The organism is Streptomyces sp. Inha503 (genome assembly GCF_047215865.1).
Taxonomy (GTDB): Bacteria; Actinomycetota; Actinomycetes; order Streptomycetales; family Streptomycetaceae; genus Streptomyces; species Streptomyces lycopersici.
This window is the reverse complement of the sequence record NZ_CP178360.1, coordinates 10,558,437-10,584,979: the sequence shown is the minus strand read 5'-3', so window position 1 is coordinate 10,584,979 and position 26,543 is coordinate 10,558,437. Positions and strand designations below refer to the sequence as shown.

19 protein-coding genes are annotated in these 26,543 nt (G+C 73.6%); 8 read left to right on the top strand and 11 right to left on the bottom strand.

From position 1 onward, the window contains the following. Positions 1 to 4: 4 nt before the first annotated feature. Positions 5 to 2,419: a tetratricopeptide repeat protein gene (locus tag ACJX2R_RS44380; RefSeq protein ID WP_413104701.1), complete on the top strand. Its 2,415-nt coding sequence runs from the start codon at positions 5 to 7 to the stop codon at positions 2,417 to 2,419. A gap of 142 nt (positions 2,420 to 2,561) precedes the next feature. Here ACJX2R_RS44380 and ACJX2R_RS44375 read toward each other — a convergent pair whose 3' ends face one another. From ACJX2R_RS44375 to ACJX2R_RS44350, 6 genes are all read right to left on the bottom strand, one after another. After that, positions 2,562 to 2,891, bottom strand: coding sequence for a hypothetical protein (locus ACJX2R_RS44375; protein ID WP_413104700.1), 330 nt, complete (start codon positions 2,889 to 2,891; stop codon positions 2,562 to 2,564). Positions 2,892 to 2,998: 107 nt separating this feature from the next. After that, the gene (locus ACJX2R_RS44370) at positions 2,999 to 3,583 is read right to left on the bottom strand and encodes a hypothetical protein (RefSeq protein WP_413104699.1); all 585 of its coding nucleotides are present in this window, start codon (positions 3,581 to 3,583) and stop codon (positions 2,999 to 3,001) included. 171 nt (positions 3,584 to 3,754) lie between these two features. Continuing rightward, positions 3,755 to 4,081, bottom strand: coding sequence for an MmcQ/YjbR family DNA-binding protein (locus tag ACJX2R_RS44365; RefSeq protein WP_256649826.1), 327 nt, complete (start codon positions 4,079 to 4,081; stop codon positions 3,755 to 3,757). Positions 4,082 to 4,146: 65 nt separating this feature from the next. Beyond that, positions 4,147 to 4,923 carry a GNAT family N-acetyltransferase gene (locus ACJX2R_RS44360; RefSeq protein WP_413104698.1) on the bottom strand — a complete coding sequence of 259 codons (777 nt, stop codon included), beginning with the start codon at positions 4,921 to 4,923 and terminating at the stop codon, positions 4,147 to 4,149. 90 nt (positions 4,924 to 5,013) lie between these two features. Further along, entirely contained in the window at positions 5,014 to 5,949 is a 936-nt protein-coding gene (locus tag ACJX2R_RS44355) for a pseudouridine-5'-phosphate glycosidase (RefSeq protein ID WP_413104697.1), read from the bottom strand. Next, the gene (locus ACJX2R_RS44350) at positions 5,946 to 7,082 is read right to left on the bottom strand and encodes a PfkB family carbohydrate kinase (RefSeq protein ID WP_413104696.1); all 1,137 of its coding nucleotides are present in this window, start codon (positions 7,080 to 7,082) and stop codon (positions 5,946 to 5,948) included. The genes ACJX2R_RS44355 and ACJX2R_RS44350 overlap by 4 nt, the downstream gene beginning before the upstream one ends. A 189-nt stretch (positions 7,083 to 7,271) precedes the next feature. Here ACJX2R_RS44350 and ACJX2R_RS44345 point away from each other — a divergent pair, with 189 nt between their 5' ends. The 3 genes from ACJX2R_RS44345 (at position 7,272) to ACJX2R_RS44335 (ending at position 9,935) form a co-directional block, all read left to right on the top strand. After that, complete coding sequence (locus tag ACJX2R_RS44345) at positions 7,272 to 8,189, top strand: ATP-grasp domain-containing protein (RefSeq protein WP_413104695.1); 918 nt, start codon at positions 7,272 to 7,274, stop codon at positions 8,187 to 8,189. Further along, the gene (locus ACJX2R_RS44340; protein WP_413104694.1) at positions 8,186 to 9,019 is read left to right on the top strand and encodes an ATP-grasp domain-containing protein; all 834 of its coding nucleotides are present in this window, start codon (positions 8,186 to 8,188) and stop codon (positions 9,017 to 9,019) included. The genes ACJX2R_RS44345 and ACJX2R_RS44340 overlap by 4 nt, the downstream gene beginning before the upstream one ends. A gap of 160 nt (positions 9,020 to 9,179) precedes the next feature. Beyond that, a complete protein-coding gene (locus ACJX2R_RS44335) occupies positions 9,180 to 9,935 on the top strand; it encodes a thioesterase II family protein (protein ID WP_413104693.1) in 756 nt (251 codons plus the stop codon). Between the two features lie 23 nt (positions 9,936 to 9,958). Here ACJX2R_RS44335 and ACJX2R_RS44330 read toward each other — a convergent pair whose 3' ends face one another. Beyond that, on the bottom strand, positions 9,959 to 11,173 hold the full coding sequence (locus ACJX2R_RS44330) for a DUF4032 domain-containing protein (protein ID WP_413104692.1): 1,215 nt from the start codon (positions 11,171 to 11,173) through the stop codon (positions 9,959 to 9,961). 197 nt (positions 11,174 to 11,370) lie between these two features. Here ACJX2R_RS44330 and ACJX2R_RS44325 point away from each other — a divergent pair, with 197 nt between their 5' ends. Together ACJX2R_RS44325 and ACJX2R_RS44320 are read left to right on the top strand one after the other, a co-directional pair. Then, positions 11,371 to 11,640: a hypothetical protein gene (locus tag ACJX2R_RS44325; RefSeq protein ID WP_413104691.1), complete on the top strand. Its 270-nt coding sequence runs from the start codon at positions 11,371 to 11,373 to the stop codon at positions 11,638 to 11,640. A 61-nt stretch (positions 11,641 to 11,701) separates the two neighbouring features. Beyond that, positions 11,702 to 12,448 carry an AraC family transcriptional regulator gene (locus ACJX2R_RS44320; RefSeq protein ID WP_413104690.1) on the top strand — a complete coding sequence of 249 codons (747 nt, stop codon included), beginning with the start codon at positions 11,702 to 11,704 and terminating at the stop codon, positions 12,446 to 12,448. A 17-nt stretch (positions 12,449 to 12,465) separates the two neighbouring features. Here the strand turns inward: ACJX2R_RS44320 and ACJX2R_RS44315 are convergent, their stop codons facing one another. The 3 genes from ACJX2R_RS44315 to ACJX2R_RS44305 all read right to left on the bottom strand — a co-directional run bounded on the left by ACJX2R_RS44315 (position 12,466) and on the right by ACJX2R_RS44305 (position 17,753). Continuing rightward, positions 12,466 to 14,337: a CASTOR/POLLUX-related putative ion channel gene (locus tag ACJX2R_RS44315; RefSeq protein ID WP_413104689.1), complete on the bottom strand. Its 1,872-nt coding sequence runs from the start codon at positions 14,335 to 14,337 to the stop codon at positions 12,466 to 12,468. 107 nt (positions 14,338 to 14,444) lie between these two features. After that, positions 14,445 to 17,120, bottom strand: a complete 2,676-nt coding sequence (locus ACJX2R_RS44310; RefSeq protein ID WP_413104688.1) for a SpoIIE family protein phosphatase — start codon at positions 17,118 to 17,120, stop codon at positions 14,445 to 14,447. A 258-nt stretch (positions 17,121 to 17,378) separates the two neighbouring features. After that, positions 17,379 to 17,753, bottom strand: coding sequence for a hypothetical protein (locus tag ACJX2R_RS44305; protein WP_262702311.1), 375 nt, complete (start codon positions 17,751 to 17,753; stop codon positions 17,379 to 17,381). A 242-nt stretch (positions 17,754 to 17,995) separates the two neighbouring features. Between ACJX2R_RS44305 and ACJX2R_RS44300 the strand changes: the two genes are divergently transcribed. Beyond that, a complete protein-coding gene (locus ACJX2R_RS44300; protein ID WP_413104687.1) occupies positions 17,996 to 19,396 on the top strand; it encodes a Gfo/Idh/MocA family protein in 1,401 nt (466 codons plus the stop codon). Between the two features lie 58 nt (positions 19,397 to 19,454). Continuing rightward, positions 19,455 to 20,138, top strand: coding sequence for a DUF4232 domain-containing protein (locus tag ACJX2R_RS44295; RefSeq protein WP_413104686.1), 684 nt, complete (start codon positions 19,455 to 19,457; stop codon positions 20,136 to 20,138). Between the two features lie 38 nt (positions 20,139 to 20,176). Here the strand turns inward: ACJX2R_RS44295 and ACJX2R_RS44290 are convergent, their stop codons facing one another. Further along, positions 20,177 to 26,542 carry an SDR family NAD(P)-dependent oxidoreductase gene (locus ACJX2R_RS44290; RefSeq protein ID WP_413104685.1) on the bottom strand — a complete coding sequence of 2,122 codons (6,366 nt, stop codon included), beginning with the start codon at positions 26,540 to 26,542 and terminating at the stop codon, positions 20,177 to 20,179. Between the last annotated feature and the right edge of the window lies 1 nt (position 26,543).

Sequence of the window (26,543 nt, the reverse complement as noted above, 5' to 3'; positions counted from 1 at the left end):
GCCGATGGGGCGGGCACGGCCGTCGATGCAGGAGCTGATCCAGCGGCGCAGGAACGCCGGATTCGTGGGCCGGCGCCGGGAAGTCGACGCGTTCAGGGACAATTTCGGGCTGCCGCCGGAGGACGCGCGGCATCGCTTCGTCTTCCATGTGCACGGCCACGCGGGCGTGGGCAAGACCTGGCTGACGCGACGACTGGAGCAGACCGCCCGTCAGGAGTACGGCGCGCTGACCGCCCGCGTCGACGAGACGGCCGGTTCCGTACCCGAGGCAATGGCCGCGATCAGCGAGCAATTCGCCCGCCAGGGACGGGAGTTGACGTCCTTCGACCGACGGCTCGCCACTTATCGGCAGCGCCGCCACGAGGCGGAGTCGGTACCGGCGGAGGGCGAGCGGCAGGGGCCCAGCACCGGCAGTATGGCCGCCGCGCGGGCGGGTCTCGCGGGGCTCGGCCTGGTGCCGGGTGTCGGGGCGCTGGCGGGCGCCGTCGATCCGGTGCCGCTGGCCGAGGGCACCGACCGGCTGCGGGCGGCGCTCAGCTCGCGGTTCCGCGACCACAAGGACGTCCAGCTGGTGCTGGACCCGGTGGAGACGCTGTCCCCGCTGCTGGTCAGGGAGTTGTCGGAGGCGGCCGCGGCGGTGCCGTGGCTGGTGCTGCTCTTCGACACCTACGAGCGTCTCGGACCGCTGCTCGACCCCTGGCTGCGCACCCTGCTGACCACCGAACGCCTCGGCACCCTCCCCGACAACACCGTGCTGGTACTGGCCGGGCAGACCCGGCTGGACCCCGGCTGCTGGGGCGATCTGGCCGATGTGGTCGCGGAACTGCCGCTGGAGCCGTTCACCGACGCGGAGGCCCGTCAGCTGCTGACCGCCAAGGGGATCACCGAGGAGCCGGTGGTACGGGAGGTGCTGCGGCTCTCCGGCCGGCTGCCGGTCCTGGTGTCCACCCTCGCCGAGAACCCCGGGACCGGCGGGGACGTGGACGACCCCAGCGCCACCGCCGTCGACCGGTTCCTGAAGTGGGAGCGCGATCCGGTGCGCCGCTCCGCCGCCCTGGCGGGCGCGCTGCCCCGGCGGCTCAACGAGGACGTCTTCAGGGCGGCGGCGGACGACGACGGGGCCGGGCTGTTCGGCTGGCTGCGGTCGCTGCCGTTCATCGGCGACCGCGATGGCGCGGCCCGCTACCACGATGTGGTCCGCGCCCCCATGCTGCGGCTCCAGCGGACCACCTCACCGCAGCGGTGGGGCGCGGCGCACACCCGGCTGGCGGAGGCCTTCGCCGGGTGGCGGGAGGCGGCCGCCGGAGGGCTCGACCCGCACGACGGATGGCGGCTGGACACCTGGAGCGGACCGCGCCTGGAGGAGTGGTACCACCTGCTGTGCGCACGCCCTTCGGCGGCGCTGCCCGGGGCGCTGCGGGACGGGATCGGCGCCTGCGACGCGGGCCCCGCAGTGGCCAGGCGCTGGGCGACCACCCTGGTCGAGGCGGGCGAGGACGCCGACTCGGACGCGGTGCGCGCCTGGGGACGGCACCTGGTGGAGGCGCTGGCGGACGAACGGCGGCGCGGTATCGAGGCGCTGGGGCTGCTGCTGGCGCGGGCCGGGCTGGACGCCACCGCCCGGGTCGCGGCCCTCGTCGTACGGGGCTGGCACCGCCGTTCGGTCGAGGAGTTCGACGGGGCGCTGGGGGACTTCCACCGGGCGATCGAGCTGGACCCCGGGAATGTGCGCGCGCACTTCGGGCGTGCCGTGGTCCACCGGGCGACCGGGGAGTTCACCGCGGCGATGGACGCGCTGGACCGGGTGGACGCGCTGGAGCCGGGCGCGACCTGGGTCCAGCGGGAGCGCGGGGAGACCTGCCGCCGGGCGGGCCGGTACGAGGAGGCGCTGGCCCGGCTCGACCCGGTGATCGAGGCGGACCCGGCGGACCATGTGGCCCTGGGCAGCCGCGGCCAGACCAAGATGGCGCTCGGCCGGATCCAGGAGGCCCTGGCGGACCTGGACCGGGCCATCGAGCGACACGGCGACTACACCTGGGCACTGCTCCGGCGGGCCCGGGTCCGCAGCACCCTGGGGGACACGGCGGGCGCGCTGGAGGATCTGGACCGGGTGGAGGCGCTGGAGCCGGGCATTCCGGGAGCGCTCGGCGAACGCGGCGATGTCCACCGCTTCGCGGGCCACTACGAGGAGGCCATCGCGGTGTACGACCGGGCGCTGGCCCTCGACCCCGGCTACGCCTGGGCCCTGGGGAGCCGCGCGATGGCCAACGAGGCCCTGGGCAGACGCGCGGAGGCGCTGGCGGATCTGGAGCGTGCGGTGGCACTGAACCCCGGCTACGCCTGGGCCGTGGCGCAGCGCGAGCGGTTGCTCTCGAGCGGGGATTCACCGGAGGGCGGGCGGAACGACGGGCCGGTGTGACCTCCCGGCACCCGTACTTCCGGCTCCTCTCCCTCGGCGGCCGGTCAACGGTCGACGGCCGTGCGTCAACGGCCCTGTGTCACCGGCTGTGTGCGTCACCGGGCTTGGGTGTCACCGGCCTTGGTGTCACCAGCCCGGTGCGTCACCGGCCCTGTCGTGACGCGCGTCCGGCGAAGCAGGACGACACGGCATGGCGTACGGCACGCAGCACCGCGCGGCAGCGCGACAGGTACCGGGACGGGCGGGCCCGGCGCACGGGGCGCGGTGCGGCGGATGGAGCCGGTACGGTCGACGGAGCCGGTACGGCCCTCTCGGGGGGCGTGTCCCGAACGGTGGCGGCCACCTCGCCGGGAGCGGCCGGATCCGCCGCGGGCGGCGACGGATCGGCGGTGCCGGCCCGCGGGGTGACGGGGCGCCGGGTGGCTTCCGCGCGCAGCATCGCGCGCATGGCGGCATAGACATCGATGGGCATGCGGATACTCCTGCGGTCTCGGGCGTCCTACGGCTGAGCGGGTAGGCCGGACCGCATCCGGGATCCGCGACGGACGCGGAAACGGGATGACGGACGGCCGGGCCCGGTCAGCAGCGCAGCACGACGGACCGCGAGGAGAGCCGGCCTGCGGGGACGTCGCCCCCGGCGCCGAACGCGCCGACGCCCGGCGCCGGGTCGGCGGGGCGACCGCGGACCGCGCCGAGCACGAGGGGGCCGAGGGAGGTCGAGAGGGACCGATGGGCGCCGCACGAGGCACCGTGAGCCACCCGTCCGGGACGGTGCCGGGCCGGATGCCCGGCACCGTCCCGGGCGGAGAACACGGCCGACGCCGAGGCGGCGGAGCGCTCGTCCTCGGCCTCCGGCGCCACCGGAACAGGGGTGACGGGAGCGGGAGCACCGGCGGGGGCGGGCGCGGGGAGGGCCCGGACCGGGACTGGAGCCCCGACGCCACCGGGCACGGACGTGGCCGGGGACCGGTACGGCACCCCGGCCACCCCGGCCGCCCCGGGCTTCCCGGCCGCGCACCGCTCCGGCTCGATGGACGGCGAGGCGCGGACGGCCCCCAGGGCCAGCACGGCGTGCAGCAGCGTGGCCGCCAGCAGCAGAAGGACGGCGGCCGCGCACGGGCCGCCGCACACCGCGGGGCGGTTCGTCCTGCCGCCGAGCACCATGCGGCCTCCCTCGCTGATCCCCCTCCAGGGAACCCCGCACAGCGGAAGACAGCACTCCGATTACCGGGAAAAGTCCAGACTTTCACCCGTGTCGGTTATCCACTCGAACACCCATAACGCCACATTTCGAGGGCCAGAGGAGCCAGAGGAGTCATGGGCCGCGTGGTGTGATCATTCGAGCAATGCGGCCGGTGCGGCCTGCCGCCAGGAGTCGAGCAGGATGTCCCGCAGCTCATCGAGGTCCTCCAGCGCGGCGAGCCGCACCCGCACCCAGGCCGAGCTCGCCTCATGGGCGGCGACCCAGAACTTCTCCGGCTCCGCCAGCACCAGCTCCTCCCGCTCCACCTTGGGGCATCTGACGGCCATCGAGGTCTCGTCCTCGGGCAAGGTGGCGAACATCTTCCCGGCGACCCTGAACGTGGGCATCGACCAGGCGATCTTCTCTGTGGTCTCCGGCAGCGACAGGGCGATGGCACGGACATCATCGGAGGTCGTCATGGCCCGACCGTAGAACACCCGACCGACAAGACCACCTGGCCACCTCCGCCCGGCCCCGGCTGTCGTCACGCCCCGTACACGTACGGCGTGGTGGTGGTCAGGGGCACGAAGCCGAGCCGGCGCAGGATCGGGCGGCTCAGGTCGGACGCGTCCACTTGGAGATAGCGATAGTCGCGGTCGGCGGCGATACGGGCCCGGAACGCGACCAGGGCGCGGTAGACGCCCCGGCCGCGCCACTCCGGCACGGTGCCCCCGCCCCAGAGCCCGGCGAACGGCGCCCCCGGCGGCAGCTCCATCCGCGCCGCGCTGACCGGCCGGTCGCCGTCCATGGCCACCACCGCGACGACCGCGTCCGGCTCCTCGGCGAGCTGGGTGAGGAGCCGGTGCCGAAGCGCGGCGCCGTCGTCGCCGAACGCCCGCTCGTGGACGTCCACCACCCGTTCCACACCGGCCGCGTCGGCCACCGGGAGCAGCCGGACGTCCCGGGGCGGTTCGACGGCGGTGTCCAGGTCCGCCACGTGGGCGACCATCAGCGTCTCCTCGGGCTCGGGGACGAATCCGGCCGCCCGGAGCCTTTCACCGAGGTCGCCGGGGCGGTCGTGGGCGTACAGCTTCCACTCGAACGCGCGGTCCGCGCCCCCGAAGTGCCGAATCTGCGCGGCGATCGCCGCATCGGCGGTGGCGTCGTCCAGATCCGACCACAGGACGCCGTTCCAGTCGTCGCGGCCGCCGGTCTGCCGCACCACCCCGCCCACGCGCTCGACCCGGACGCCGGGGCCGTCGGCCCGCGCACCCTGTCTCATCTCCCGGTCGTACAGCTCACGCACCACATCACGGTCCATGCGCCCACCCCAGCACCGGGCCCGTCCGGCGGCAATCGATTATCGGCCCCCTCGTCCAGCCTGGTCCCGGAGAGGGCCGAGGTCGGCGCGTTACGACCCGCCCTTCGCCCCGGCCGCGTAGTGGATCGCGATCCGCGCCCCGAGCCGCGCGTTGTTCTTGACCAGGGCGATATTGGTCCGCAGGCTCTCCCCCTCCGTCAACTCCACGATCCGGCCCAGCAGATACGGGGTCGCGTCCTTGCCGCCGATCCCCGCGTCCGCCATCTCGGCGAGGGCCCGCTCGATGATGCCGTCCATCCGGTCCGCGGGGATCTCCTCGGCCTCGGGGACCGGGTTGGCGATGCTCAGCCCCGCCGTCATGCCCAGCTCCCACTGGGCCCGCATGGTGGCGGCGATCTCCTCGGGTGAGTCGACGCGCAGCGGGGAGCGGAAGCCGCTCACCCGGGAGTAGAAGGCGGGGAAGTCGTCGGTGCCGTAGGTGAGCACGGGGACGCCCAGTGTCTCCAGCTTCTCCAGGGTCAGCCCGATGTCGAGGATGCTCTTGACCCCGGCGCTGATGACGGCCACCGGAGTGGTGGCGAGCTCGGTGAGATCGGCGCTGATGTCGAAGGACCGCTCCGCTCCCCGGTGCACACCGCCGATGCCGCCGGTGACGAAGACCCGGATCCCGGCGAGCGCGGCGAGCCGCATGGTGGACGCCACGGTGGTCGCGCCATGGCCGCCGCGCGCGATGACATGGGCGAGGTCGCGCACGCTGACCTTGCCCACCTCGGGGCTGGTGGCGAGCAGTTCCAGATCGGCCCGGTCCAGACCGGCGCGCGGTCTGCCGTGGAGGACGGCGATGGTGGCGGGGACCGCGCCCTCGGCGCGGATGATCTCCTCGACCTCGGTGGCCATCTCGACGTTCTGCGGATACGGCATGCCGTGACTGATGATCGTGGACTCCAGCGCGACCACGGGACGGCCGTCGAGCAGGGCCTCCGCGACCTCCTCGGTGAGGTTCAGCCGGGGGTGGGGGGTGGTCATGTGGTCCTCCGCAGCGGGGCGTCGAGCGCGTCCTCGATCAGACGCGGGGTCAGGTCGGGTCGTACGGTGGCTGGTGTGGCCACCGTCAGCGCGGCGGCGACGTGGCCGTAGCGTGCGGCGTCCACCGGGTCGGCGCCGCCGAGCAGGGCGTGGGCGAACGCGCCGAGCATCGCGTCACCGGCCCCGGTGACGTCCCGCACCTCGGCCGGTGGCGCCTCCAGCGGCACCCGGCCCTCGTCGAGGGTGCTCAGCAGGGAGCCGCGCGCGCCGAGCCGCACCCACACATGCCGCGCCCCGCGCTCATGGAGGGCGGCCACCGCCCGGAGCAGCTCCGGGTCGTCCGCGTCCATGGCCCCGTCGAGGTCCCGTCCGGCGAGCGCGCCCAGCTCCGCCACGTTCGGCGTAACGGCGAAGACCGGCCGCCCGGCGGCGAACAGCGGGGCCAGCAGGGCCGCCTTGGGGACGCTCACCGGGTCGATCAGCGTCTGGACCCCGGTGGCGGAGGCGATGTCCAGGACGTAGGAGAGCACCCGCGCGGAGAGGTTCCCGTCCAGCACCAGCAGACCGGCGTTGCCGATGAGTTCCCGCGCGGTGTGGAGGTGCTCGGGGGCCAGCGCGTCGGTGGCGGCCATGTCGGCGATGGCCACGACGAGATCGCCGTCGGCGTCCAGCACCGCCGTATAGGTGCCGGTGGGATGCGGGCCGCGGTGCACATGCTCGACGCGCACCCCGGCGGCCCGGGTCTCGCTCAGCAGCCGCTCCCCCGCCGCGTCCTGCCCCACGGCGGCGATGAGATGGGTGGGGGTGCCCAGCCGGGCCAGGTTCTCGGCGATGTTGCGGGCCACCCCGCCGGGGCTGGTGTGGGACCGCCCCGGGTTGCTGGTGCGGTACGCCACGGGGGCGAGGCTGCGCACCTTGATGTCCACGTTGGCCCCGCCGATGACCACCACCGCGTGCTCCTGGCGCAGGATGTAGCCACGCCCCAGGATGGCGCCCTTCTTGCCGAGGTTGGACAGGTGCACATTGACCGCGGCCCGCGTGGTCCCTAGGGCGTCGGCGATGGACTGGGCGCCGGCCAGCGGGTCCCGCCGCAGCAGCGCGAGTATCTCCCGCTCCCTGCGCGTCAGCGTCATGTTCAGCAGACTAAAGCAAACTTAGCCCGATAAACAGGCCCCATGGGGGCCGGTGAACGGGCCGCTGACGGCCATGGGTTGGCCCAGGAGATCGTGAAAGAACGGCGGATGACATCCTGAGGAGCCATGGCGCGCCGGACACTCTCGGCAGCGGCCCGGGAACCTGTCCGGTGACGAGGGAGAAGGCCGATGAGACTCTGCTTTCTGGTGGAGGAGCGCTATCGCCATGACGGCATGCCGCGTGAGGTGATCCGTCAGCTCTCCGCCTGGGGTCACCAGGTGGATGTGATCCGGCCGGGTCGTTCCCTGCTGCGGATGTCCGACGCGGTGCGGGCGGGCAGCCATGACGCCTGGGTGCTCAAGACGGTGTCCGGCGGCCCCGGGCTGATGCTGCTGGAGGCCGCGGCGGCGGTCGGGCTGACCACCGTCAACGACGCCCGCTCCATCCGCGGCGTACGGGACAAGGCCCTGGCGGCCGCCATCGGGCGCAGCCGTGGCCTGCCGATGCCGCCCACCTACGCGGCGGCCCGGCCCGAGGCGCTGGAGGAGATACCGGAGGCCGAGTTCCCGCTGGTGGTCAAGCCCGCGGACGGCAGCTCGGGACGGGCCGTGCGGCTGGTGCCGACCCCGGACCGGCTCCGGGCGCTGCGCGCCGAGCTGGCGGCGGAGGGCATGCTCATCGCCCAGCCGTATGTGCCGAACTCGGGCGTCGACCTCAAGGTGTACTGCGTGGGCGGGGAGTTGTACGCCACCGAGCGGGAGTCGCCGCTCGGCCCCGACGGGGGCGCACGCGGCCGGCGGGTGCCGCTGTCCGCCGAAGTGGCGGCCATCGCCGCGGAGGTCGGCGCGGTCTACGGCCTCGATCTGTACGGGGTGGATGTGCTGCTGGGCCCGGACGGGCCGGTGGTCGTCGATGTGAACGACTTCCCCAGCTTCAAGGAGGTGCCGGACGCGGCGGCGCGGGTGGGGCGCGCGGTACTGGAGTTGGCCCGCGGGGGCGGTGGCCGGTCCGGGCCCGCGCTCGTCGGCGCCCTCACCGGAGCCGAGCCGCCGGTACCCGCTTCTGAGCCGGTCCCGGCCACCGCCGCGGTGAGTGGCGGCCGATGAGGATCGGCCTGATCACCGCCGACCCCGGCCATCAACTCCTCGCCGACGCCACGGCCTTGCTCACCCCTCGCCATGAGGTGGTGGCGCTCGACCCGCGTGGCCACGGCGGAACGGGGACGCGGGGCCCGGCCTCCCCCGGGGAGCTCGCCGATGTGTATCTGCTGAAGGCCCGGACACCGCCCGCACTGGCGCTCGCCCGGTCCCTGGAGCGGCGTGGCGCCCCGGTGGTGAACTCCGCCGCCGCCACCGCGTGGTGCCAGGACCGGACGGCGATGGCCGAACGGGCGCTCCGCGCCGGTCTGCCGTTCGCCCCCACCCGTACCGTGGCCTCCCTCGCCGGACTGGCGGCCGAGCCGCCGCGTCGGCCCGTCGTCGTCAAGAGCCGTCACAGCCGCCGCCATGACCTGGTGGCCCGCGTGGACGACACCGCACGGCTGCGTGCCCTGACCGCGGACTGGGCGGATGAGCCCGTGGTGGTGCAGGACTTCGTCCCGAACGACGGCTGGGACCACAAGCTGTGGGTGGTCGCGGGCCGGGTGTTCGCCGCGCTGCGCCGGTCGGAGCTGGCCGCCGACGGCCGCGGTCCGAACCTGCCGCTGGCCCTGGACGCCCTGCCACCGGGCTGGCTGGATCCGGTGCTCCGGGTCGGTGCGGTGTTCTCGCTGGACGTCTACGGTGTGGATCTGATCGACGCGGGCGGCGGCGCGCCGCTGATCGTGGACATCAACGCCTTCCCCGGCATCCGCGGTCAGGCCGGGGCCCCCGAGGCGCTGGCGGCCCTGGCGCTGCGGACGGCCGAACGGGGCGGACTCACCGCCTCCCGCACATGACCGACACGAGGGAAATACTAGGGGACTCCCGGCCGAAATAGGGGTGGCCGCAGGTCGGATGGGACGGGCAGGGTGGTCTACTGGTCTGCGCGCGACCCGAGGCACGCGCGTGACAGCCACCCGACAGCCGCCCAGAGCGAGCGGCACGAAAGGACATCACGTGACCGCAAACCCCACCGGCACAAGCCTGTGGATCAGGCAGTTCCACCCCGCGCCGGCAGCGGCGACGCGACTCGTCTGCCTGCCCCACGCCGGCGGGTCCGCCTCCTACTACTTCCCCGTCTCCAAGGCACTCTCGCCCACGGTCGACGTGCTCGCCGTGCAGTACCCGGGGCGCCAGGACCGGCGCAACGAGAAGTGCATAGACAACATCGCCGAACTGGCCGACGCGCTGGTGCCCGAGTTGCTGCCCTATACGGACAAGCCGATGGCGCTTTTCGGCCACAGCATGGGCGCCACGCTGAGCTTCGAGGTCGCCCTGCGCCTGGAGCAGAAGGGCGTGCAGCCGGTGGCGCTGTTCGCGTCGGGGCGGCGCGCCCCGTCCTGCCACCGTGACGAGTCCGTCCACCTCCGCGACGACGACGGGCTGATCGCCGAGGTGAAGGGCCTGAGCGGCACCGACACCTCGCTGCTCGGCGACGACGAGATCCTCCGGATGGTGCTGCCCGCGATCCGCAGCGACTACAAGGCGGCCGAGACCTATCGCTACACCCCCGGTCCGCGGCTGGCGACGCCCATCCATGCGCATGTGGGGGACGACGACCCCAAGGCGTCCGTCGAGGAGGCCCGCGCCTGGGGCGAGCACACCACCGGTGGCTTCGATCTCCAGGTCTACTCCGGCGGCCACTTCTACCTCAACGACCAGGCGCCGCGGGTGATCGCGTCGATCCGGGACGTGCTGACCTCGAAGTCCTGAACACCCGCCCGGCCGCGGGGCGTTCAGCCGCCTGGCTGGTGGGTCAGGACGGTCCGTATGTAGTCCTCGACGGTGGTGTCCAGGCCCACGTCCCGGCCGGCCCGCTCGGACAACAGCCAGCGGTGTTCCAGCAGTTCGTAGTAGATCTGCGCGGTGTCGGTGGCACCGCGCAGTTCCTTGGGGACGGCCCGCACGGTGGGCCGGAAGACATCGCGGACCCACCGGTGGGCCAGCACCTCCGGGCGGGCGCCGAGCGGATCGCCGGGCGCGTAGTCGTCCTGGGTGGCCATCCAGGTCTCCAGGTCGTTCAGGAGGCTGCGGGCCTGGTTCTCCTCCGCGTCGAGCCCGGTCAGCCGCAGCAACTGCCGCTGGTGGTGGCCCGCGTCCACGACCTTGGGCACGAAGGTGACGGTGTCGCCGTCCGGCGAGCGCTCGATCTGCATCTCCGCGACGTCGAACCCGAGGTCGTTCAGGCGCCGGACCCGCTGGTCGATGGCGTGGCGCTGGGCGAGCGGATAGACCGACTGACGAGTCAGTTCGTGCCACAGGTCGCAGTAGCGGTCGACGATGGCCTGGCCGAAGAGGACCGGGTCGACCGAGGGGTGCAGCGAACCGCCGGCCTCCAGGTCCATCAGCTCGCCCGCGATGTTCACCCGCGCCACCTCGACGTCGTACTCCCGCTGTCCACTGGTGAGCCTCGGCTGGATCTGCCCGGTCTCGGCGTCCACCAGATAGGCGGCGTACGCGCCCGCGTCGCGCCGAAAGAGGGTGTTGGACAGCGAGCAGTCGCCCCAGGCGAACCCCGCCAGGTGCAACCGCACCAGCAGCACGGCGAGCGCGTCGAGCAGCCGTCTGATGGTGCTGGGCCGCATGGTCGTCTGGAACATCGACCGGTACGGCTGCGACCCCACCAGATGGCGGGTGATCAGCGCCGGTTCCAGCGGATCGCCGTGCTCGTCGGTGCGCCCGGTCACCACCGCGAGCGCGTCCACCGCGGGCACCGCGAGCCGGTCCAGATCGCGCAGCAGCCCGTACTCCCGCACCGCCGCCCACTCGCCGACCTCCTTGACCGCCACGATCTCGCCGCCCGCCCGCGCGAAGCGGACGACATGGCGGGAGATGCCCCGGGGGAGCGCGACCAGGTGCTCCTCCGGCCACTCCGCCAGCGGGACGTTCCACGGCAGATCGAGCAGGGACGCCGGATGCTCGGGCGAGGTGGCGGTGATCTGGAGCTCCATCAGTCTCCTAGCGAAGGGGACCACCGGCTTCGGCCGGTGGGGGAATCGCTTCCCTGGACCGTGATATTTTCTCTTTGTCCCGGAAGGGATCGGTTCGGACTGGACCGCAACCTTCGGGTTGGAAGCCCCCCTCCTTCAGGTGAGGGAGCGGAGTCACGACACCCCAGTGTGCGGCACGGCCGTGCGAACGGAGCCGGTTGTCCCTGCCGGAATGCCCGCCGAGGCGCGCGTTCCGGCAGGAACAACCGCGCCAGGGGTCGGGCAAGCTCGACCGCGCCCGCCACACCCTCGCCGGACACGGCACCACCGTACGCGGACTCCGCGTTGACCTCGCCCACCCCGGCGCCGTACCCCATGAGGTGGCCGCCGCCGCGGCCTTCCTCGCCTCCCCCGGGGCCGGGTGGACCACCGGCACCATCATGAACCTCGACGGCGCCGACGCGGACGGCGCCCTGGCCGTCCGCTGACGGCCGCGGCGGAATCCACGCCCCGGCCACCGGCTCCGGTGGCCGATACCATGAGGTCGCGATGGAGAGAATCCGCCACACTCCCCGGGCGACGACGGGCCAGCGCCCGCTGCCCGCCGGTGGTGGCATCGACGCGCACCGGCATGACGAGCACCAGATCGTCTACGCCGGACGCGGGGTGCTGGCGGTCACCACCGACGCGGGCAGCTGGATCGCGCCCGCCAACCGGGCGCTCTGGATCCCGGCCGGGACCGTCCATGAGCACCGTGCGTACGGCGCCACCGACCTCCATCTGGTGGGGCTGGCGGTGGCGGACAACCCGCTGCGGCTGGAGCAGCCCGCGGTCCTCGGCGTCGGCCCGCTGCTGCGCGAGCTGATCATCGAGTACACCGCGCGGCCGGCGGACCTCGGCGCCGAGCGCCGCCGGCTGCGGGCCGTACTGCTCGATCAGCTCCGCCGGTGTGCCGAGCAGCCGGGGTATGTGCCCGCCGCCAGGGATCCGCGCCTGGCGGCGGTGTGTTCCATGCTCCACGACGACCCGGCGGACAACCGGACCCTGCGGCAGCTCGGCGCCGCGGCCGGGGTCGGCGAGCGCACCCTGACCCGGCTGTGCGGGGCGGAGCTGGGGATGACCTTTCCGCAGTGGCGCACCCAGCTGCGGCTGCACCACGCCCTGCGGCTGCTGGCCGAGGGCGTCCCGGTCACGGCCGTGGCCCATCGCTGCGGCTGGGCGTCCAGCAGCGCCTTCATCGATGTCTTCCGCCGGGCCTTCGGCCACACCCCAGGAGCCCATCGCGCGCTCGGCTGACGCCCCGCGCCCCGCGTTCAGTCCTCGGCCAGGACCACGACCGTATCGCCCTCCTCCAGGGTCAGCGGCGCGGACTTGGACGGGTTGAGGTGGACTCCGTAGAGCGGTGGCTCGTCGCTGTGCCGGGCCACCCGGTAGCCGATGGCCGTCTCACCGCGCTGGCGGGCGGCCTCGATGACGGTGGCGAAGTTGGCCTCCGCGCCGGGTATCAGATAGCTGGGCGCCGGTTTGAGGTAGATCTCGGAGCCCTGCGGGTCGAAGAGGTCGGCGAAGACCGCGTACAGATGGCGGTTCTCGGTGAGCTGGGTCAGCAGCAGGCTGATCACCTTGGTGGAGACGATGAAGTCGTCGGCCTTGGTGACCTGCGCGACCTCGCGGTTGGCGTCGTCGTGCATCTCGGTGACGATGGAGTACGGATCGCCGAGCTGGATCTCGATGTCGCGCAGATGGAGCAGGGTGACCAGGGTGCGGTCGTCGGCGCGTCCGGGGTCGATCCCGTCGTCCGTCAGCACCACGATGTGGCGGTAGCCGTCCAGCCCGAGCGCCTCCAGCGACGGACGGCGGGTGGGTTCGCAGTACTTGAAGCCGACCGTGAGGTTCTTCAGCTCCCGGTTCGCCTCCTCCCGGGGCGGGCGCGGGGCGGCGATGTCCACCACCGACCCGGGTTTCACCAGGAGGTCGAGCTGCGCGATGATCTTCTCCGCGCGGGAGTTCCAGCCGATCAGCAGCGTCCGGTCCGGCACCGGTGGCCGGAACTCGGCCATGGCCATCGCCGGGCGCAGGATACGGGGCCGGGTGGCCGCGGCCTTGATGAGCAGATCGTCCTCCGCGACCATCAGCAGCCGGTCCCCGCGCCCGATGACGGTGTCCATGGGCGGGTTGACCAGCACCTCGCCGTCGGCGCGGTGCACACCGATGGGCGCGCCGAGCTCGAAGGCGTTCAGCGACTCACCGTAGGTGGCGCCGGCCAGTGCGGGCTCGTCCCAGGGGTAGATCTCGTTGCCGACGAAGCTGAGCAGTTCGTTGAAGACGGTGGAGAGACCGGACTGGCGGTGGGACTGCACGATCAGCCCGACCGCGATGTCATCGGCGTCGATCACCAGCGCGGTGTCCCCCGCGGCGAGCCGAGCGGCCGCCAGGTTCGCCGAACTCTGCACGGCGGCCACCACATTGGGCCGGGTCCCGGTCCAGGTGCGGCTGTTCAGCAGCAACAGCGACTTGATGACGTCGATGTCGCTGTCGTCCCCGATGGGCGAGAGCACCATGATGGCCTTGGCGCTGTCCGGGCTCACCAGCTCCAGGTCGCCGCGCTGGAGCGGATTGCCGGAGCGGCAGACCACCCGGGTCTTCCCGGTGTCCGGGATGCGGCGCCGGATCTCGTCCTCCATGTCGACCTTGTCCCGGTCGGCGAGGATCACCACACAGGAGCGCCGCTCGCTCTGATTGGCCTCCACCAGCTCCGCTATCACCGTGAACACCTGCTCCGACCAGCCCAGCACAATGGTGTGGTTGCGCTCGATCAGCCGTGAGGTGCCCTTGCGCAGCTGCTGGATCCGGGCCTCCAGGCCGGTGGTCATTACACCGATCAGCGCGCTGACGATGAAGATGCCGCCGATGGTCACCGTGAGCATGAGGACGAGGAACAGCGGCCGGCCGCTGTCCCCGCCCATCGTGCCCGGGTCGAGGGTGCGCAGCAGGCTCATCCAGACGATGCCCGGCCAGCCGCCGTTCTCCTTGGTGTCGTGGTGGGCGAAGGCGACCGCCGCCCCGGAGACCAGGGTGATCAAGGCCAATGAGACCAGCCCCAGCCAGCCGATCAGCGCCGGGGTGCCACGGTCCATCGTCCCGTCGAACCAGTACCGCAGCCGCTCCCGCAGCCTCTTGCGCATGCCGCATTCCTCCATAGCCCATCGCGCCGCCGGGCCCAACGGCCCGTGGTGAGCGGCGCTTTACGCCATGAGGGTGTCGTCTGACGGGGCTTCGGCGCCAATCGGGATCAGCCGGAGAGGTCGGCCCACTGGTCGAGGAGGTCGTCGTCCGTGGCGTCGCCCACCGGGGGCACCGGGGCGGTCAGCGGCTGCTCGGCCCAAATAATCTTGCCGTTGGGGGTGTAGCGGGTCCCCCAGCGCTGGGCGTACTGGGCCACCAGGAAGAGCCCTCGGCCGCCTTCGTCGGTGGTGGCGGCGCGGCGCAGATGCGGGGAGGTGCTGGAGCCGTCCGCCACCTCGCAGATGAGGGTGCGGGCGCGCAGCAACCGGACCCGGCTGGGGCTGCATCCGTAGCGGATGGCGTTGGTCATCAGCTCGCTGAGGATGAGTTCGGTGGTGAAGCCGACCTCCTCAAGACCCCATGCGCTCAGTTGCCCGGCGGCCTCATTGCGGATGCGGGCCACCGCGGCGGGGTCGGAGGGCAGCTCCCATTCGGCGACGTGCCCTGGGTCCAGCAGATGGGTGCGGGCCACCAGGAGGGCGATGTCGTCGCCGGGGTGGGAGGACGCCATGGTGTCGAAGACGGCCCGGCAGGTCTCCTCCGGAGTGCGCTCGGGCAGTCCGGCGAGGGTGGTGCGCAGCACGCCGAGCCCCTCGTCGAAGTCCCGGCCGCGGTCCCGGATCAGCCCGTCGGTGAACAGGGCCAGCCGGCTGCCCTCGGGCAGTTCCAGCTCCACGGTCTCGATGGGCTCGCCGCCCAGGCCCAGCGGGGGGCCGAGGGGGACGTCGGGGAAGGTCACGGTGGAGTCGGGGAGGACCACCGCCGGGCCCGGGTGGCCGGCGCCCGCCATCGTGCAGCGGCCGGAGACCGGGTCGTAGATGGCGTACAGACAGCTGGCGCCGCTGATCCCCGGGGCGTCGGTGCCCGCGGCGGCCTGGTCCTGGTCGAACCGGCTGACCAACTCGTCGAGATGGGCCAGGAGTTCATCGGGCGGCAGGTCGAGCGCGGAGAAGTTGTGCACGGCGGTGCGCAGCCGGCCCATGGTGGCGGCGGCGTGCAGTCCGTGCCCGACGACATCGCCGACGACGAGGGCGACCCGGGCGCCGGGCAGGGGGATGACGTCGAACCAGTCGCCGCCGACTCCGGCCCGGGCGGGCAGATAGCGGTGGGCCACGTCCATGGCGTCCTGTTCGGGCAGGCCCTGGGGCAGCAGACTGCGCTGGAGGGTGGCCGCCATCGCGTGTTCGCGGGTGTAGCGGCGGGCGTTGTCGATGGCGACCGCGGCGCGCGCGACCAGCTCCTCGGTGAGCGCCACGTCGTCCTCGTCGAACGGCTCGGACTTCTCCGAGCGCCAGAAGGTGGCGATGCCCAGGGTGACGTCCCGCGCCCGCAGCGGGATGGTGATCATCGAGTGGATGCCATACTTGACGATCTTGGTCGCCTGTTCGGGGTCCTGCTCCTGCCATCCCTCGTAGGTCCGCAGATCCGCCTCGAGCACCGGCCGGCCCGCGCCGAAGCCCAGCGCCTGGGGCACGGTGCCGCTGTAGGTGATCATCTTGCCGACCCGCCACAGCGGATGGTCGGACCGGATGCCACAGGTGGCGGTGCGGCGCATGGCGCTGCCCACGGGCTCGTCGCCGCGCAGCACGGGGTCCACGAGGTCGACGGTGGCGAAGTCGGCGAACCACGGGACGGCGAAGCGGGTCAGCTCCTCGGCGGTCCGTACGACATCGAGGGTGGTGCCGACCTTGGCGCCCGCCTCGTAGAGCAGCCTCAGCCGCCGCTCCGCCACTTCGGCCTTGCCGGACAGCGCGCGCAGTTCGGTGGAGTCGCGGAGCGTGGCGACGCTTCCGGACATCCCGCCGTCCCACCGGGTGTGGCGCTGGTTGACGGCCAGCAGCCGCTCCCCGGCCAGATGCACCTCGTCGGTGGCGACCCGGCCCGAGGCGAGCAGTTCGGCGGTGCGCGGCTCGATGCCGAGCTCGGTGACGGGGCGGCCCTCGGCGTCCGGCGGCAGGTCGAGCAGCCGGCCGGCCTCGTCGTTGGCGAGGACCAGGCGGCCGTGGCTGTCGACGATGAGCACGCCTTCCTTCACGGAGTGCAGAACGGCGTCGTGGTGCTCGTACATGCGGGTCATCTGGGCGGGGCCGAGCCCTCGCGTCTGCCGCCGCAGCCGCCCGCCGACCAGCGCGGTCCCGCCGGTGGCGAGCGCGAGCGCACCGGCGGCGGAGCCGAAGACCAGCGGCAGCTGGCGCTCGACCCGGCCGCTCACATCGGCGGCGGTCATCCCGGCGCACACCACACCGGCCACGGTGCCGTCGCCCTTGGGGATCGGGACGGTGGCCTGGACCTCACGGCCGAGGGGCCCCTGCACGGACTCGGTGACGATCTTGCCCTTCACCACGGGCCGCCAGTCGGCCACCAGTGTCTTGCCGATGTACTGCGGCTTGGGGTGGGTGTAGCGGATGCCGTGGGTGTTCGCCACGACCACGAAGTCCAGATGCGCCCGCTGGCGGGTCTTCTCGGCCCGGGGCTGGAGCAGGGTGGTCGGATTCTCGGTGTACATCGCGGACGCGGTGCCCGGGGAGGTGGCGAAGGTCTGGGCGACGGCGGTGGCGCGGTTGAGGGCCTCCTGCTCGCTGTCGATCCGGGCCTGGAGGATGAGCGCCGTCGTGGCCGCCACGATGAGCAGGCACACGAGCAGCACCTGGACAGCGAAAACCTGCCCGGCGATGCTGCGCACGCTCAGGCTGCGCAGGCGCAGGAGCGAGCGGAGACGCGTCCGGGAGGGGGTGTGTGGGGCAAGCCTTGATCGACCGAAAACTCCGACCACGGACCCTTCCTACCATTTATCCCCCTCCGATCCGGAAGCCTCATCGCGCACGATCCACGGCCGTCCCGATGCGTGATACACGTCAGCACGGTACGTGGCGCCTCACCCACGCAACGTCAGGCCTCTTCCGCGGGCATCACCGGCCCCGCCCGGGGCGAGGGGGCACGGTCACACATCGAGCCGGAGGGCCACATCGCGCATCGTCGCCCTCGCGGCGTCCAGATCCACCCGCGCCCGGTCGGCCACCAGATAGATGAAGACCCCCTGGCTGGCACGCTGGCTGAGCGGACGGATCAGGTGGTACTCGGTGTCCAGCGTGACGACGATGTCCTCGAGCCGCTCCGGGCTGTAGCCGAGAAACTCCAGAGTGGACAGCTTGGCCCGCAGCACATCAGTGTCCCCGTAGGCCACCTTCTCCAGGTTCGGTCCCTGCGAGGTCTGGACGGCGCCCAGGGTGATCCGGCTCAGATAGTCGACGACCGAGGCCGCGAGTGCGCCCTCGCACTCCATCATCTCGCTCAGCGACTCTTGGATATCGGTCATGGCCCGTCGCCCTCCCGGGAGCTGTGAGGGGGCGCCGACAGCGGCCGGACACGTCCACCGCGCCGGGGCCCTGGAGGTCATGTCCACTCATTTCATCCTTGCACAGGGTCCACCCGTGCACCCTCCGCGCGGCCGTCCCGGCGCCGTGCGGCGCTCCCCGTGGTGGCGGGCCGCCGATCGTCCTATCCTGCGCAGGCGTTGATCGACTTCGGATTGAATCGTTTGCTTCCGCTGGAGGACGCATGACCGTCGGCAGCACCCCGTCCCGGGCCGTGGTGGTGGGCACCGGCTCCCGGGCCCAGATGTTCACCGAGGCGCTGGCCCGCCGCCCACGGCTGAGGGTCGCCGCGCTGTGTGATCCGAACCCGGTGCGCATCGCCCACCACCAGCGGCTGCTGAAGGAGGCGGGCGAGCCGGAGGCCGCCGCCTGGAGCCCGGAGGAGTTCGAGCGGCGGCTGCGCGCGGACGATATCCAGGAGGTGGTGGTGACCTGCGTGGACGCGCTGCATGACGCGTACATCGTGCCCGCGCTGCGAGCCGGCTGCCGAGTGGTCACCGAGAAGCCGATGACCACCGACGCGGCCAAGTGCCGCCGCATCCTGGAGACGGTCCGGGAGACCGGCAACCATCTGGCGGTCGCCTTCAACTACCGCTTCAACCCGGTGCACGAGGAGGTCCACCGGCAGCTGTCCGGCGGCGCCATCGGCGAGGTGCTGTCGGTGCACTTCGAGTGGCTGCTGGACACCCGGCACGGCGCCGACTACTTCCGCCGCTGGCACCGCGAGAAGGAGCACAGCGGCGGGCTGATGGTGCACAAGTCCAGCCACCACTTCGACCTGGTCAACTGGTGGCTGGGGGCACGGCCGGAGGAGGTGTTCGGCTACGGCCGGCTCGGCTTCTACGGCCGCGCGGCGGGCGAGCGCAGCGGCTACCGGCGCGAGTACGAGCGGGCCCACGGCGCCGCCGCCGCCAGGGACGACCCGTTCGCGCTGGAGCTCGCCGAGAACGACGCGATGCGCTCGCTGTACCTGGACGCCGAGGGCGCGGACGGCTACCACCGCGACCGCAATGTGTTCGGCGACGGCATCACCATCGAGGACGACATGGCGCTGCTGGTCCGCTATGACACCGGCGCCACCATGACGTACCACCTGACCGCCTACTCCCCCTGGGAGGGCTACCGGGTGATGTTCAACGGCACCCGGGGCCGGCTGGAGCTGGAGGTCGAGGAGAGCGCGTGGCAGCCGCCGCTGCTGGGCACCGCCTCCGGCCGCGGCACCATCCACGGCGACCAGGCCCTGGCCAACGCGGGCGGTCCGCGGCTGGTGCTGCGGCCGCTGTGGGAGCCGCCGCGGGAGGTGGAGCTGCCGGCGTTCGACCACGCGGGGCACGGCGGCGGGGACGAGCGGATGCTCGATGTGCTCTACGGCCCGGTGGATCCGGGGGACGGCCGGGTGGATTCGGCGGACGGCCCGGGGGATCCGGCGGCGGCCACCGGAGCCGCGGCCGTGGACGCCTCGGACGCCTCCCGCCGGCGGGCCACCGAGGAGGACGGGGCGCTCGCCCTGGTGACCGGGCTCGCGGCCAACCAGTCGTTCGTCAGCGGAAGGCCGGTGGCCACGGCGGACGTCGTGACGCCGTAACCGGGACGTTCGGTCCAACGCGGCTCATCCCGCCCGGCGTTGGGGCAGGATGAGCCGCATGGACACGAATGGGATCACCACACCCCGGGCGCCCCTCTCCCGGAGCGCCGCCCGGCACCGCCGAAGACGGCTGCTCGGCTCGCTCGCGGCGGCCGGGCTGCTCACCGCGTGCGGTACGCAGTCCTCGTCGGGAGTGGCCGCGGTGCCCGACGAGGCCACGTCCCGCCCGGCGGGCCCGACACCCTCCCCGGACACCCCCTCCCCCACCGCTCCCGCGGCCTGCCCCGACTCGGGGGTGCTGCTGCGGGCGGCGGAGGCCGACGCGGCAATGGGGCTGCGGGTGCAGCGGATCGAGCTGGTGAACTGCGGCACGCGCGCCTATACGGTGAGCGGCCATCCATCCGTCCAGGTACTGGACGAGGACCTGGAGCCGCTGGAGGTCACGGTCAGCCACGGGGCCTCGGCCATCGCCACCCTCGACGGCTTCGAGACGGCCACCGGGCCGGTGCGGCTGAAGCCCGGTGAACGGGCGGTGGCGCGGCTGGCGTGGCGGAATCTGGTGACGGACGTGACGCGTCCCGCCGCCGACGGGCGCTATCTGAAGATCGCGCCGAACGGCGGGGGTGAGGACGCGCAGACCGTGCCCGACCATGTCGACCTGGGCACCACCGGCAAGCTGGGCGTGAGCGCCTGGGCCCGCCCGGCCCCGGATTCCCCGGAGCGCCCGGACGCCCGCCCGTAGCCGCCCGCCGGTGGCGCCGATGAGGTCCCGCGCTCCCGTCAGCCCGGAGCGCCCAGCCGCTCCTCCGGCCGGTCGGCCGGGTCGAGCTCCAGCTGCTGGGCGAGCCCGGCGGCCAGGGCCTCCACGGTCGGGTGCCGCCAGACGAAGTTGCCCGCGAGCTTGATGCTCAGCCCCGTCTCCAGCCGCACCCGCAGCTCCATGGCCAGCAGCGAGTCGAAGCCCAGCGACTTGAGCGGGGTCCGGGGATCGAGGGTGGTGCCGCTGAGCCGCAGCACGGCTCGGATGTGCTCGGTGAGATAGGACTCCAGCGCGGTGCGGCGGGCTGGACCGGCCGGGAGGGCGGCCAGCCGGGCGCGGATGTCGCCGGTGCCCTCCCGGGTGGCCGCCGGGGCGTCGTCGCCGGGGAGCAGCGCGGCGAACAGCGGGGACCGGCGGCCGGTGGCGGGGATCCAGGTGGCCGGTTCGCCGGGGATCACCCCGGTCTGGACCCGCCGATGGGCCAGCAGGGCGCCGAGCGCGCGCAGCCCCTCGTCCGTGGGGATGGTCTGGTAGCCGCGGTCGGCGAAGCCGGTGGCCACTCCGGTCTCGCCCCACGGGCCCCAGTTGACCGCGAGGGTGGGCAGGCCGCGTGCCGAGCGCCAGGCGGCGAAGCCGTCCAGCCAGGCGTTGGCGGCCGCGTAGGCGCCCTGTCCGGCGTTGCCGAGCAGGGAGGCCATCGAGGAGTACACCGCGAACCAGTCCAGCCGGTGTCCCTCGGTGGCCTGGTGCAGCCGCCACGCCCCGGTGGCCTTCGGCGCCCATACGCGGCGCAGCTGGTCATCGCGGATGTTGGCCACGGCCGCGTCGTCGAGGACCATCGCGGAGTGGACGACGCCGTGCAGGGACGCCCCCTCGTCGGAGGTGGCGGCGGCCACCAGCCGCTCGGCCGTGTCCGGGCGGGCGATGTCGCCGGTGACGACGGTGATCCTGGTGCCGGCGGCGGAGAGTTCGGCGAGCGTACGCGCGGCGGCGCCGACCGGCGCGGTCCGTCCGTTGAGCACCAGGTGGCCCGCGCCCTGGCGGGCCAGCCAGCAGGCGGTGGCGAGCCCGAGGCCGCGCAGGCCGCCGGTGACGATGTACGCCCCGCCGTCCCGCACCGTGCGGGGTCCGTCGGGCAGCACCGCGTCGACCTGGCCCTCCTGCGGGATGGTCAGCACGAGTTTGCCGATGTGGCGGGCGCCGGCCATCTGCCGGAACGCGTCGGTGACCGCCGCGAGCGGATAGGTGGTGCAGCGCAGTGGCTTGAGGCGGCCCTCGCCGATCGCGGTGAGCACCTCGCGCAGCATCGCCGCGTACTCCCGCGGGCGGTCCAGCTGGAGCTCCCTGAGGTCCACGGTGGAGAAGGTGATGTTGTGGCGCAGCGGGGAGAGTCCGAGCGGGGCGTCGGAGAGGATGTCGCGGACGCCGAGTTCGACGAAGCGGCCGAAGGGGCGCAGACATTCGAGACCGGCGCGGATGGCGGCCCCGGAGAGGGAGTTGAGCACCACGTCGACGCCCTCGCCTCCGGTGGCCGCCTTGACCTCGTCGCGGAAGTCCAGCGACCGGGAGTCCATCACCCGGGCGATGCCCATCCCCCGCAGGAAACGCCGCTTCTCCTCGCTGCCCGCGGTGGCCAGCACCTCGGCGCCCAACAGCCGGGCCACCGCGATGGCGGCCAGCCCGGTGCCGCCGGTGGCCGAGTGGATCAGCACCCGCTCCCCCGCGCTCACCCGGCCGATGTGGCGCAGCGCGTACCAGGCGGTGAGGAACGCGATCGGCAGCCCGGCGGCGGTGTGCGGGTCCAGGCCCTCGGGGAGGGGCGCGGTGCGGTCGGCGGGGACGACGGTGAAGGAGCCGAAGGCGCCGCCGCGCACATCGGCGGCCACCACCCGGTCACCGGCGCGGAGGTGGTCGACGCCGGGCCCCACCGCGCTCACCTCACCCGCGCATTCGAAGCCGAGCCGGTAGCGGATGTCCTCGTCGCCGGGGAGCAGCCCCATGGCGGTGAGGACGTCACGGAAGTTCAGCCCCGCGGCCAGCACCCGCAGTTCCACCTCACCGGGTCCGGGCGGGCGGCGGGGGTTGGTGGTGAGTTCCAGGCTGCCGAGGTCACCGAGGCGGCCGGCGCGCAGCCGGAAGCCGTCGGTGCCGCAGTGCGCGGTGCGGGCGGCGGCGGTGGTGCGCTCGGTGTCGGTGAGGGGCGCGTGGTCCAGTTCGGCGGTGTAGCGGGCTCCGTCGCGCAGTGCGATCTCGTCCTCGGGGGCGTCGGCGAGGAGTTCGGCGGCGAGGGTGTCCGCGAGCTGGTCCGGGGCGGCCGGGTCGGTGTCCACCAATGTGGCCCGCAGCTCGGGGTGTTCCAGGGCGAGCACCCGCAGAAGTCCGCGGAGTGCGCTCTGTCCGGGGTCGGCCAGGTCGCCGGGGGTCACGGTGCGGGCGCCCGAGGTGGCGGCGTAGAGGCGGGGCGGTTCGGGGAAGCGGTCGGTGAGTGCCTGGGCGGCGGCGAGCAGCCGGCGGGTGCGGCGCAGCCCGTCCTCCGCGCCGCCCTCGGCGGAGGGCGGGCCGCATACGAGCACCACGGCGCGCGGCCGTTCCCCGGAGCGGGTGAGCCGGCTGGTGAGGGCGTCGCGGAAGGCGTCGAGCCCCTGGTCGGCCAGGGGCACCTGCCACACCCGGGCGGTGGCACCGGCGGCGCGCAGGGCGGCGGCCACCGGGCGGGCGGGGCCGTCCGCCTCCCCGACGATCAGCCACCGTCCCGGGGGCCGGGTGGCCGGGGGCCGGGCGGCGCGCCGCCAGCCGACCTCCAGGAACCACTGGTCGACCTCGGCCGTGCGCTCCAGGGCCCGGTGGACGACCCGCAGCCCGTCGACGGCCAGGACCGGCCGGCCGTCCGCGTCGAGCAGGCGGACGTGGCCGATGGTGGCTCCGGCGGTGGTCTCGGCGAGCCTGGCGTGGCAGTACACGGCGGTCCCGGGGTCGCCGAGGACGCGTACGCATCGCATCCGCGCGGGCAGCATCAGCCGCCGGTCGTCCTCGTCGAGCAGTCCGGCGATGAGGAGTTGGGCGCACATGTCGACCAGGACGGGGTGGACACGCAGCCCGTGTCCGGGCTCGCGGGCGGCCTCGGGGACCCGCACCCGGGCCCAGAAGCTGTTGCCGTGGCGGGAGGCGGACACCTCGGTTATGCCCTGGAACGCCGGGCCGTGTGCCACGCCCCGGGCCCGCAGGCTGGCGTACAACGCCTCGGCCTCCACGGGCACGGGATGGCGCAGGGCGAGCGTACGGACGGAGGCGGCGCGGGACCGGGGCGGTACGGCGAGTCTGCGCAGCACCGCCGTGGCCTGCCGCACCCAGGCGCCGTCCTCGTCGCGTCCGAAGATCTCGCATTCGGCGCGGTCGGCGGCGGCGAGGGTCACCGTGGTGGACAGGTCGGTGTGGTCGGCGAGCCGCAGCAGTTCACGGAAGTGCAGATCGGTGACCTCGACCTCCTCGGGCCCGGCGTCGAACACCTCGCAGGCGGCGGTGAGCGCGAGGGCGTAGGAGGCCGCGCCGGGCAGGACGGGGGCGTCGTGCACCCGGTGGTCGTCGAGCCAGGGCAGGGCCGCGGTACCGGTGCGGGCGCGCCAGAAGTGGCGGACGGGTTCGCCGGGCACCTCGAGGTGCGCGCCGGGCAGCGCACCGGCCGGGACCGCGTCGGAGGGGGCGGGGGGCGGGGCGTCGGCCCAGCGGCGGGTGCGGTCGAAGGTGATGGGCGGTACGTCGGCGAGTGCGGCGTCCGCGTACAGCACGGACCAGTCGACGGGGACTCCCGCGCAGTGCAGCGCGGCCAGATGGGTCCGGAAGGTGGTCGGCTCGTCCGCCTCGCGGCGGAGTGTGGGCAGGACGACGGGGTCCTCCACCAGACCGGCGAGACCGGCCAGGACGGGGTGGGTGATGACCGGGTGGGGGGAGATCTCGACATACACCAGGTGGCGGTCGGCCGCGGCGGCGGCGACGGCCGCGGAGAACCGGACCGGGTGGCGCAGATTGGCGCACCAGTAGTCGGCGTCGAAGGCGGGCGGGGTGTGCGGATCGTCCAGGACGGTGGTGTAGAAGGGCACCTCCGGGCGGCGGGGTTCGAGGTCGGCGAGGGCCGTGCGCAGATCGGCCAGGAGCGGGTCCACCTGGGGCGAGTGCGAGGCGACGTCCACGGCGATCGGCGCGGCGGGGACGGAGCGGGCCTGCCAGCCGGCGACGAGGCGTTCGATCTGTGCGGTGTCCCCGGCCACCACGGTGGAGCCGGGCGCGGCCATGACGGCCACGGTGACGGCTTCGGCGCCGCCGCCGTCGAGTTCGGCCTGCACCTCGTCGGCGCCGAGGCCCACCGTGGCCATGGCGCCGTTTCCGGCGACGCGGGTGAGCAGCGCGGAGCGGCGGCAGATCACCTTGGCCCCGTCGGCGAGGGAGAGCGCCCCGGCCACCACGGCGGCGGCGACCTCGCCCATGGAGTGGCCGATGACCCCGGCGGGTTCCACGCCGTGGGCGCGCCAGGTGGCGGCGAGCGCGGTCTGGAGGGCGAACAGCACGGGCTGCACCCGGTCGCAGCCGGTCACCGGCGCACCGCGGCGGACGATGTCGAGCACCGAGAAGCCGGACTCGGCGGCGATGAATGCGTCGGCCTCGGCGAGCGCCTCGGCGAAGACCGGTTCGGTCTCCAGCAGCCGCCGTCCCATGCCGGGCCACTGGGAGCCCTGTCCGGAGAACACCCAGATCGGCCGGCGGGAGACCGCGGCGCCCACGGCCCCGCTCACCACGGCGGGGTGGGCCTGACCATCGGCGAACGCCCTCAAGGAGTCCACGAGTTCGGCGCGCGAGGCGGTGATGACGCCGAGCCGCCCGCGGCCGGCGCCACGGCGCAGCGCCAGGGTGTGGGCGATGTCGCGCAGCGGGGTGTCCGCGCCGTCGCCCTCCAGCCAGTCGGCCATCCGGCGGGCGGCGCCGGGCAGCACGGCCGGGGAGCCCGCCGGGACGAGGAACACCTGCGGAACGGCGCGGGTGGCGGGCCGGGGCCGTGGCGGTGTGGGGCGGGGCGCGGGTGCGGGCGGCTGTTCCAGGACCATATGGGCGTTGGTCCCGGAGAAGCCGAAGGACGACACGACGGCCAGCCGGGGGCCGGTCCGCACCGGCCAGGGGGTGAGCTCGCGGGGAATGAAGAAGCGGGTTCCCTCGGCGGCGATGGCGGGGTTCCACCGGGTGAAGTGCAGATTGGGCGGGATCTGTCCACGGCCCAGGCACAGCACGGCCTTGATCAGCCCGGTGACACCGGCGGCGGGTTCCAGATGGCCCAGGTTGGTCTTGACCGAGGCCAGGGCGCAGCGGTCGCGGCCGGTCCCGTAGACCTGCGCGAGGCTGGTGAATTCGACCGGGTCGCCGACGGGGGTGCCGGTGCCGTGGGCCTCGACCATGCCGACGTCGGCGGGGTCGACGCCGGCGCGGCCGAGCGCCTCCTCGTACAGGGCGCGCTGGGCGGTGGCCGAGGGCGCGGCGAGCCCGTCGGAGTGGCCGTCCTGGTTGACGGCCGAGCCGCGCAGTACGGCGAGGATCCGGTCCCCGTCGCGCAGCGCGTCGGTGAGGCGTTTGAGGACGACGATGCCGCAGCCCTCGCCGCGGACGAAACCGTCGGCGGCGGCGTCGAAGGTGTGGCAGTGGCCGGTGTGCGAGAGCATGCCCATCTGGTCGAACGAGCGGGTGGTCCGCGGCTCGAACATCAGCGTCACCCCACCGGCCAGGGCCAGTTCGCACTCCCCGGCGCGCAGCGCCTGGGCGGCCAGGTGGATGGCGACCAGGGAGGAGGAGCACGCGGTGTCCAGGGCCACCGACGGGCCGTGGAGGCCCAGGAGGTAGGAGATCCGGCCGGTGGCGACGCAGTGCCCGTTGGTCAGGACGGAGCCCTCGACCTCCCGTTCCCGGGGGCGGCGGTCGAGCCGGTTCATGTAGTCGTTGTAGCTGATCCCGGCGAAGACGCCGGTGTCGGTGGAGCCGAGCCGGTCGGGTGGCATTCCGGCGTGTTCCAGGGCCTCCCAGGCCACTTCGAGCAGCAGCCGGTGCTGGGGGTCGAGGACATCGGCCTCGCGTCCGGAGACGCCGAAGAAGTCGGCGTCGAAGCCGGACACATCGCGCAGATATCCGCCGCGTACGGGCGGTGCGGAGGCGGGCCGGGCGGTCGTGGCGGGGTCGGCCGCCCAGAGCGCGGCGCGTTCGGCGGGCGGTTCGCCGACGGCGTCGCGTCCGTCGGCCAGCAGCCGCCACAGGGCGGCGGGCGAGTCGGTGTCTCCGGGGAGCCGGCAGCCCATGCCGACGATGGCGATGTGGCCGGGGGAACGGCCGGGGGCAGGAGTGTGCTGACGCATC